The 9,105-nt window shown below is 37.8% G+C and carries 8 protein-coding genes; 5 read left to right on the forward strand and 3 right to left on the reverse strand.

Annotated elements, in window-relative coordinates; genetic code table 11:
• Positions 1 to 76: 76 nt before the first annotated feature.
• Positions 77 to 481: a hypothetical protein gene (locus tag DSM106972_RS33335; protein WP_127084715.1), complete on the reverse strand. Its 405-nt coding sequence runs from the start codon at positions 479 to 481 to the stop codon at positions 77 to 79.
• Between the two features lie 293 nt (positions 482 to 774).
• Between DSM106972_RS33335 and DSM106972_RS33340 the strand changes: the two genes are divergently transcribed.
• From DSM106972_RS33340 to DSM106972_RS33355, 4 genes are all read left to right on the forward strand, one after another.
• Positions 775 to 2,160 (forward strand): hypothetical protein, encoded by a 1,386-nt coding sequence (locus DSM106972_RS33340; RefSeq protein ID WP_233787422.1) that lies wholly within the window; start codon positions 775 to 777, stop codon positions 2,158 to 2,160.
• Between the two features lie 51 nt (positions 2,161 to 2,211).
• Positions 2,212 to 3,522, forward strand: a complete 1,311-nt coding sequence (locus tag DSM106972_RS33345; protein WP_127084716.1) for a DUF1822 family protein — start codon at positions 2,212 to 2,214, stop codon at positions 3,520 to 3,522.
• 129 nt (positions 3,523 to 3,651) lie between these two features.
• Complete coding sequence (locus DSM106972_RS33350) at positions 3,652 to 6,030, forward strand: CHASE2 domain-containing protein (protein ID WP_127084717.1); 2,379 nt, start codon at positions 3,652 to 3,654, stop codon at positions 6,028 to 6,030.
• Positions 6,023 to 6,754 carry a hypothetical protein gene (locus DSM106972_RS33355; protein WP_127084718.1) on the forward strand — a complete coding sequence of 244 codons (732 nt, stop codon included), beginning with the start codon at positions 6,023 to 6,025 and terminating at the stop codon, positions 6,752 to 6,754. The genes DSM106972_RS33350 and DSM106972_RS33355 overlap by 8 nt, the downstream gene beginning before the upstream one ends.
• 69 nt (positions 6,755 to 6,823) lie before the next feature.
• Here the strand turns inward: DSM106972_RS33355 and DSM106972_RS33360 are convergent, their stop codons facing one another.
• Both DSM106972_RS33360 and DSM106972_RS33365 read right to left on the reverse strand, forming a co-directional pair.
• Entirely contained in the window at positions 6,824 to 7,741 is a 918-nt protein-coding gene (locus DSM106972_RS33360; RefSeq protein ID WP_127084719.1) for a right-handed parallel beta-helix repeat-containing protein, read from the reverse strand.
• 304 nt (positions 7,742 to 8,045) lie between these two features.
• Positions 8,046 to 8,489, reverse strand: coding sequence for a DUF1499 domain-containing protein (locus tag DSM106972_RS33365; RefSeq protein WP_127084720.1), 444 nt, complete (start codon positions 8,487 to 8,489; stop codon positions 8,046 to 8,048).
• Positions 8,490 to 8,671: 182 nt separating this feature from the next.
• Between DSM106972_RS33365 and DSM106972_RS33370 the strand changes: the two genes are divergently transcribed.
• Positions 8,672 to 9,091 (forward strand): hypothetical protein, encoded by a 420-nt coding sequence (locus DSM106972_RS33370; RefSeq protein ID WP_127084721.1) that lies wholly within the window; start codon positions 8,672 to 8,674, stop codon positions 9,089 to 9,091.
• Positions 9,092 to 9,105: the final 14 nt, after the last annotated feature.

Below are 9,105 nucleotides of genomic sequence, written 5' to 3' on the forward strand. Positions count from 1 at the left end.
GTTAAATTACCATATGAACAGGATATTAGATTATTTGATAAGTATAAATTTTTACATTCAGCTTTACACCTTGTAACTACTTAATACCATATTCTAATATATTTGCTAATCCTACGATAAATAAAGCAATCGCAGATAAAATTAAGCAGATGCGACGTTTGGGATGCGAAGAGATAGCTAAAAAAGTACCACTTGCCAACCCAGCAAACCCAAAACCTGCAATTGTCATCATAAAAATTAAGAAAAATCCGATGTTATCTGGTGGTTTGGGGAGGTTAAATATATTTTCTACAATTTCCCAAATTATTAATAGCAACCAACAGAAAGCTGCTCCAATCAGGTCTCCTAGTAAAATAATGACAGGCGCCACCAATAATTTAGGTAAAGCCACGCTACTACTCATAAATCCAATGCCAATCAATCCCCCAGTGTAGAAACTCAAAAAGCTGTTATATAGCCAAAATATCAGAACTGGCGCCATAGATAGTATAAATAGTTAAAATCGGTAAAATCTAATTACGCCTAATTTAGCTTAAATTCCGGAATTGCCTCTTCTCTGTGGTCTCTGTGTCTACATGGTAGTAATAAACACTGATAATACACAGGCAGGATGCCTGTGCCACAAGCCACAAGATGTTTTGGAAAAAAGTGCATAAGCTTAATCCTGCCAGAAATAGAGCATTAACAGGCGCCCACAAGGGTGTCAAAGTACAAATTGCAATTCTTAGAAGGAGGTGAAACAATTGATAATGATTAGCGTTGAGTAAAATCACTGTGGCTCTAATATCTAAGTATTGTGGATTTGTCAAGCTATCCAATGATGGTAGACCCTCTAGGGAAATGGTTAACGCAGCTAAAGACTACTTACACGAACAGTTTCCTACACTTGCTGATGACTCGGATGTTGCATTACAGCGACAACTTTGGCATTTAATGCGCGAACAGCAAGCAAGTGACAGCATGGCTGAAATTTGTTTGCGCTGCTATATCTCTCATCAAATTTATCAGGCTTGCATTGATTTAGGCGTTAAGTTTGGCAAGCAACACGGTTTTAATCATAACGATTTATTACCGATTGTATTAGGAGATGAGGTGCTACAAAGTTTTAAGCATCAAAAGGAAACAGGTTCTTACCAATCTTTGGCAACGACGATATTAAAGACGTATAACCCTGATAAAGGTTCGCTTAATACTTGGGTGAGTCGCTATGTAAAACAGCATTCAGAGTTGAAGCATTTTTTACTTCAGCATGGTGTGTTTTTAGTTAGCGATTGGGCATTATTGAATGATACAAATCTTAAAGAATTACAGCGTATTTTAGCAGGGATGTATCATTTGGCAACGTTTGAGGTTCAACAAGCTTGTGAGTTACTGGTTAGCTATCATGCAGTATACCGTGCAGACCGTTTACAGTTTCTTGCGGGTTCAACGTTACCCTGTCAACCTCCAACTGGTGAGCAGTTATCTCGCATTGCTACAGATTTAAAAACCCGAACGGGAAAAAATTTCAGTAATGAAGCTGTTTTGAAGCAATTACAGTTTATCTCAGCAAAGTTGCGAGAATACCGAATTATTGCACGAGGTGGCGCCATTAAAACGTTATCTTATCACCAAGAGGAAGTTGAGCCTATTGTTGAGCGTCAACAAGCAATGTCTAATAATGAAGACCAAGAAGAAAACGAATTTATTCAGTTATATCAACAACAGTTGAAAGAATCATTAGACGAAGCACTTTTCCAAGTTATTGAAGAGTTTATCATCAAAATTCAGCGTCGGCGCCCGTCCCAAGTTGAATCATTTATTAAAGGTTTAGAGTTATTTCACTGTCGAGGTGAGTCTATGACTCAAATTGCACCACAAATAGGGGTGAAACAGCAGTATGAAGTAACACGCTTATTAAAACTCAATGATTTACGTGTTGATGTTAGACAAAGGTTATTAATAATTTTACGTACCAAGGTTATTGATATAGCTAAACAGTTTACTGATATCAAACAATTACAAATATTAGACGAAGCACTAGACGAACAAATTACTAAAATTATTACACAAGCAGAATCTGAAGCTAGAAACCCGGTTCGTAACCAACCTCTCAAGAGTCTGTTTGCACATCATCTTTGCCTTTGTTTAGACAAAATAAATTTAACTCCTAACTCCTAACTCCTATCTCCTAACTCCTAACTCCTAACTCCTAACTCCTATCTGCACATTATGAACCAACCTACTTACCTGACTGACACTGACTGGCTCGATTTTTCCTCGCTTGGTGATGATAGCACCGAGTTGGCGCCATCCCAAATTCAACGTGCGGCACAATTAAGTTTGGGAATTTATACTCCTGAGCAAAGTTGGCAAGTTTACCTTAATGCTTTAGGTACTATTGGCTTTGAACAATGGATGGCTGAACGGGCACCTGATATACAAGTTGATGTGTCTAATTCAACTATTTGGCAACCTGCTTACTCAAATATACTTGCTGCTGCCTGTAATGTTCAAGTCGGCGCCTTTAAGGTTTGTGTAATTACGGCAAGTAAGGTTGGAGATTTACAAAGTATTCCTTTTGCTGTTGTCGATGTGCCTAAATTAGCAGCACACTTTTACGTGTTGATGCATGTTGAGGAAGAATTACAGCAAGGTAATGTGTTTGGATTTATGAGTTATCCACAGCTTCAAAGCTATAAACAACAAGCTTTGTTACATGTTGAGGAAGATTTTACTTATAGTTTACCAAATGATGTACTTAGTTTTGACGTTGATGCACTGTTACTCAATTTACGTTGCTTAGATAGTAGGGCAATTAATTTACCTGTAGAGTCTAGTATAGCAAATACACAAACTGACACATCTACAGCCCTACAGCAAAAGTTAACTCGGCTACAATCTGAATTAAGAAAGCATCCTTCACAGTTTTTGACGATGGATGAAGCGAAAACACTGTTTAGTAATCCTCATTTAATCGATTGGTTATATGCATGTACACGCGCAGAAGTTGTTACAAATGTGCCAAAAAGTCAGCCTATACAACCTTTTATCAATGTTGGACGTTGGTTACGTAATCAAATTGATACAGTTGCTGAGGAATTAGGATGGATGTTAATGCCTACTTTAGCACCATCAGCATTACGAAGAAGTGAAGATTTTCAACCGATTCGAGAAGCATTAGAAAAACAAAAAATTTACATTCCTTCAAATGCTCAAGGCGCCTCACGTGATTTAAACTCAGAGTGTGCGGCTTTAAGACTTTATGCAATTATATGGGAATTAAATGAAGTATCAGATAACCCAGAGTGGATGTTACTAATTGTTGTGCGTTCAATTTCAAGTTCACTAGTTTCGCAAACCTTAAGATTGGAAATTCGTGACAAAACGCAACAATTGTTTGACCAAACTCTAGAAGGTGATAGCAGCAAGGAAATTCTTTTCGCTCGTCTTGTTGGTGACTCGAATGACCGTTTCTGGGTAACGGTGACTGCTGATGATACCAGTGTGTTTGAAATTGAGCCTTTTGGCTTAGAAGGTTAATTAACGCTCTGGTTACTATTAATTATAATTCTTACCGGAAATTTAAATTAAAATTTAAACTTTCGTTATATAACTGTAAGTAAAAATACATAATAATTAAGATACTTCCTTCCCCTTTACGTCTGAGCTATGGAACATTCATTTAGTTTAAAAGTTCAAAAAGTAGAACAAACATGCTTGTTTGAGTTGTCCTGGGGACAGGGACAAAGGTTAGCTGCACAAGTTGATTATCCTATCGTTTTAACTCAAATATACCAAGATTGGAAGAAAGCGTATTTAAACTTTTACCAGTCAGATGAAATGCGAGGAAAAGCAGTTGGTGGAGGAGTTGCGGAGCTTTCGGTTGACTGGCACGCAGAACTAGTTAAAGCTGAGTCTAGGTTGACTTATGAATTTAATAGTTGGTTACGAAGCGCTGAATTATATGAGATTCGCGCACAATTGAATCAAGAAGGGAGTAATTTAAATCAAGCTCAAGCAATAAAGGTATTTTTAACTTGTACACCTATTGAGTTAGATCGATTTCCGTGGGAAGCTTGGGAAAGTGCTGGAAAAATCCAAATTATTCGTTCTCCTCAAAAAATAAGCGCTCCTAACCATTCTTTACAGCAAAAAGGACGCACTCGTATTTTAACGATATTGGGTGATGATACTGGGTTAGACTTTCAAACAGAACGAGAAGCTTTAAAAGAATTATCAAAAATTGCAGATGTGGAATTTGTCGGGTGGCAACCTAAGCAAACAGCTTCGCAGGTAATTGAAAATATTACAAATGCAATAGCTGATGAACGTGGATGGGATGTGCTGTTCTTTGCTGGACATAGCAATGAAACAGATTTAACTGGGGGTGAGTTAGGAATCGCACCAGGGGTGTCAATATCTATAAAAGAAATAGCAACGCTTTTGAATGCAGCACGTCAACGTCGGTTAAAAGTTGCCATATTTAATTCGTGCAGTGGGTTAAATATTGCTGAATCTTTGATAGACATGGGGTTTAGCCAAGTAATGGTGATGCGTGAACCAGTCCACAACCGGGTCGCACAGGAATTTTTAGTTAAGTTTTTGCAATATTTGGGTAAACACTTAAATGTGTACGAGTCGATGATGGAAGCACGGCAATTTTTACGTTTAGACAAAACCCATACTTATCCATCATCTTATTTGCTGCCTTCTTTATTCTGTCACCCAGGCGCCGAGTTATATAAAATTCCACCATCGTTACCTTGGCATCAGCGCATTCGGCAGGTAGTTTTACCCAATAGTATTATTGAAGGGGTCGCATTAGCTGTCACTATTGCTGTTGGTACAATGGTTCCTGTTCAGGACTTTTTACTTGATGGTAGAGTATTTACCCAAGCAGTTTATCGTAACACAACGAATCAAATTCCATCTGATGAGGCGCCACCAGTAGCATTAGTAGAAATAGATAGTGAGTCCATTGCCAAACGTAAGCTACCAAGTTCGCAAATTTTGCCAATGAACCGTAGTTATATAGCGGAGCTAATGGAACGTGTACGGAAATTAAATGCACCCGTTATTGGTTTAGATTTTTTAATTGATACACCCCAAAAGTATCCACCGACAGCAGATAAAGATTTAGGAACAGCAGTAAGTCGTGCAGTCCATGAAAATAGATGGGTTGTTTTTGGGACTATTTTAAACGAAGGTAAAGAAGCGAGTGTTAATGATGCTAACGGAATTAGAAACCGTAACTGGACTTTACAAGGTTACACAGAATCATTTCCTTCTTACGTGGAATTACCTGAAAGTGAGTGTCGCGAAACATGTCCGATTTCTTATTTGATGGCACTAACTCAATTAGCGACCCAAGAAATAACAGATTTACCCAAACCTAACACAGGTGGAACTATTGATTTAAGAACTCAGTTGCTTGATACAATTAAAACAAAATTACCTAAAAAAGGTGATTTAACAGCTTTAAAACAATGGCGCCCATTATTTGGACAGCAACCGATAATAGATTTTTCTATACCTCCCGACAAAGTATACACCAAAATACCTGCTTGGCAATTAATAGAAAATCCAGACGCGAACAAGTTTCCATTGATATCAAAACAAGCAGTATTAATAGCAACAGGAAACGATGAGCGTTTAGGAAAAGCACCAGGTCAACCCGACCGAATGCCAATACCTACAGCAATGAAATATTGGACGGAACAGACGTGGATGACAGGGGGTCAATCTTTAGCATATACAACTCACCATTTTATACGGCGCCACTTAATTACTCCAATACCCGATATTTGGGTAATCGCGCTCGCGATTTTAATCAGTAAAACTGCTGTGTTTAGTTTAAAGTCCAAGTCATCTTTAACACCAAAACTTAAGATGAAAATTCTTACAGGTAGTTTAATAGGAGTTGTGTTATACGGAGTAGCAGCGTTGCAATTATATATAACTGCGGCACTTTTACTTCCTTGGTTCCTACCATCATCAGTATTTTTAGCTTATGTCTTATCTGCAACAAGGAGACAAAACCATGCTTAACAAAAAATATCTACGGTTCATGTTGATTTTGCTGTTCGCAACTAGTTTTGTCACCACGGACAGCTTTAGCAACCTGACATCAACTCAAACATTTGCCCAAGTTAGAGTAGCAGATTTCTTTGGGTTGTGGCGCCGGAAAGATGAGCGCAAAGTTTCAAGAACATCACGTTCTGGTGGAGTTTGCCCAATAACACCAGGTATCTTTGAAACATATTTACTTTGGCACGAACGTCCACTATTTGTATGGAAGTCATCAGGAAACCAAGACGCTAATTTAGTGGTACGTGAGTACGATAGTCAAACCGAAGTTTGGAGACAACCTGTTAATACATCAGCACAAAAGTTTGTGTATGGCGCCGAAAAAGCTTTGGAACCAGGTAAGCTTTATCAATGGCAGTTAGTGAACAAATCACGAGGACTTAATGAGTCTGTAACATTCCAAATCATGTCCGAAACTGAACGTGCTAAAATCCAAAGCGGATTACAAGCATTAGAGCAAAACTCAAAGTTAGCCAAATTATCACCGGAAGATATTGCGCTCAAAAAAGCACACTACTTCCTAGATTATCAAATCAAGCATCAAAACAGCGATAGAACTTATCTTCCTTGGTCGGATGCGTTGCAGTCGTTGTATGAAGTTGATAAACCTTCTGCTTCTTTTGTAGAACAACGCGATAAGTTTATTGTTTCGTTGTGTTCTTCTAATTCGACTGCGAGTAAATAAGGCAACGGATTATAAACGGATGTAGCGGATGAGCTATCCGTTACATCCGTTCTATCCGTTGCCACGTTGCTATTGTTCGATTGGCACCTCTGGTTGTAATGTTGGGATAACGCGAAATTGGTCTTGCTTTTTGTTGTCTTTGAAGGTGTTTCTGTCTAAGCTAGGTTCGGATTGTCCGATTATTACTAAACCGTAATCGCTATTGTTTTCAATTAGATTTGAGAATAATTTGGGGTGAGATGAGTCTGTTAGTACTATACCATTGCGGTTTCCACGGATTTGATTGTCGGATAGTAAAGGTGTTGATTTGCCACCAATTGCAACGCCGAAACCTGTATTATCAAAGATGTTATTACGGATTTCGCCTTTTGCTTCGGAGGTGACGGAAACTCCGTTTGCATCATTACGAAAGAATCGGTTATTTTCTATTGTAGGCGCCGCGTTACCTGTTACGAATATTCCTTCGCGTTTGCTGTTAATAAAATTATTGTTACGAATGATGGGTTGTCCAAATTCTACCCAAACACCAGTACCACGCACGTTTGGATTAGTAACGGTAATACCTGCGATTTGAGAGTTGTCTTGTGCAACGAGTGTTACGTTTTGTTTTGCAAAGGTTCGACTCATGTAGGAATCTCCACCGATGATTTCTACTCCTTGACCTTGGGTGTTTTCGTTACCTTTGAGAATGACACCTGATTTGATGATGAGTGGAAAAGTTTCGCTGTAATAACGTCCTGATGCTAATTGGATGATGCTTCCTGGAGTTGCTTGTGTGAGTGCGTATGAGATGCTTCGATAGGGTATTGCTTCACTTTTTCCCGCAGTGGCGCCATCTGTTCCTAACTGTGGATTCACGTATAATATAACTTGTGGTGGAGTGTTGGTAGGCGCCGATGTTTGTGCGTTTACTTGAGAAATGTTAATTAAACTTAGTAATACTACGGTTGAATAATTTACTTGCTTGAGAAGCGATTTGAAATTCATAGTAGCTGAGTGTGTGAGAATCAATGTAGCTACTTTATTCGTATGATTATTAGAGTAACCTGAGTAATATCCACGAATATATTTTAGATATTTATTACATCTTTCTAAGTATTTAAGTACAAATAACTAGTGAATAAAAAAATAAGCCATAATCATAAAAACGAAACTACGAAATTACGAAATTATATTAATATATTTTGATATAACTTCTTAACTCTGTGGACTCTGTGTCTTTGTGGTGATATATTTTAACCACAGAGACGCAGAGAGCGCAGAGAAAGAGATGGAAGTTTATGGCAGTTTATTAAATATTTAGGTCGCGTAGTGCAAGTCTAATTTGCTCCATACGTCTGCGGTTAACTCCAAGGTCAGATTCTCCTAAACGAGATGCTGAACGTATATGAATTACATTTTCGTTTTCAGGAAAATAAAATTCTACATCATCGACAAAACGAAATATACGACTTTTGGAAAGAGCATGGATGTAGTTATCTGTTTGTTCTACAACTTCTGTGCGTGGAACAACTGTCAAAACTTTTAATACTGTTTCTCTTGCTTTGTTGCGGTCTATATGATAGGAAATTGGGTCAATTGTGTGTTTGATGTCAGCATCTTGACTAACGACACAGTTTTGAGAAGCTGGACAATTTTCAAGATGACCCTCGTTGATTCCTAAAGCATCAGCAGGAAGTGCTATACTTGCCAAAATCAAAAATATTCCAAAAATAATTGCAGTGAAACGAAGCATTATCAGTATATTCCTTGATGTGTAATTAAACTAACTTAATAATTTTCCCTTATTAAGGTTAATCGCGCAATAATACTTCACATAATAAAGTTTGTAGAAGTTTTCGGTAGTTGTGCTAAAAACTATTTTGACGCTGTGTAGATATAATTTAAAGTTTTAGTTATATCGACAGGAGGTTATCAATGAGCGAAGAATATACAGAGGTTGTAGACGATAGTTGGGGTGATAGGTTCGGTAACTCTGTATTTGCAGTAATTTTAGGGCTTATCTTATTTTTTGGGTCTTTTATTTTGCTATTCTGGAACGAGGGTAGATTAAATTTATCAGAAGTTGCTAAAACTGCTGTGGAAGTTTCAGCAACGCAACCAAATAGAGAGGCAATAGGAAAATTTATTTCGACAACTGGAACGATTACATCAAATCAAGCTTTAGGTGATAATTTATTTTTAATTCCAGGTTCATATAGCGTTGTTGATAGAACCGTTGAAATGTTTTCTTGGAGTGAGGAGAAGCGAACGGAAGAAAGAAAAAGTATGTTAGATCCCATATTCCGCACTTCAGAATGTCGCATAAAATATTACATAAATACGTACTGGCATTAGTAAATAAACATACT

This window comes from Dulcicalothrix desertica PCC 7102 (assembly GCF_003991905.1).
In the GTDB taxonomy this organism is placed as follows: Bacteria; Cyanobacteriota; Cyanobacteriia; order Cyanobacteriales; family Nostocaceae; genus Dulcicalothrix; species Dulcicalothrix desertica.

Bases quoted from the DNA above. Each gene is read 5' to 3' on its own strand.
- DSM106972_RS33355 (WP_127084718.1), top strand. From the start codon at position 6,023: ATGCTTAACAAAAAATATCTACGGTTCATGTTGATTTTGCTGTTCGCA.
- DSM106972_RS33350 (WP_127084717.1), top strand. From the start codon at position 3,652: ATGGAACATTCATTTAGTTTAAAAGTTCAAAAAGTAGAACAAACATGC.
- DSM106972_RS33335 (WP_127084715.1), bottom strand. From the start codon at position 481: ATGGCGCCAGTTCTGATATTTTGGCTATATAACAGCTTTTTGAGTTTC.
- DSM106972_RS33360 (WP_127084719.1), bottom strand. From the start codon at position 7,741: ATGAATTTCAAATCGCTTCTCAAGCAAGTAAATTATTCAACCGTAGTA.
- DSM106972_RS33345 (WP_127084716.1), top strand. From the start codon at position 2,212: ATGAACCAACCTACTTACCTGACTGACACTGACTGGCTCGATTTTTCC.
- DSM106972_RS33370 (WP_127084721.1), top strand. From the start codon at position 8,672: ATGAGCGAAGAATATACAGAGGTTGTAGACGATAGTTGGGGTGATAGG.
- DSM106972_RS33365 (WP_127084720.1), bottom strand. From the start codon at position 8,489: ATGCTTCGTTTCACTGCAATTATTTTTGGAATATTTTTGATTTTGGCA.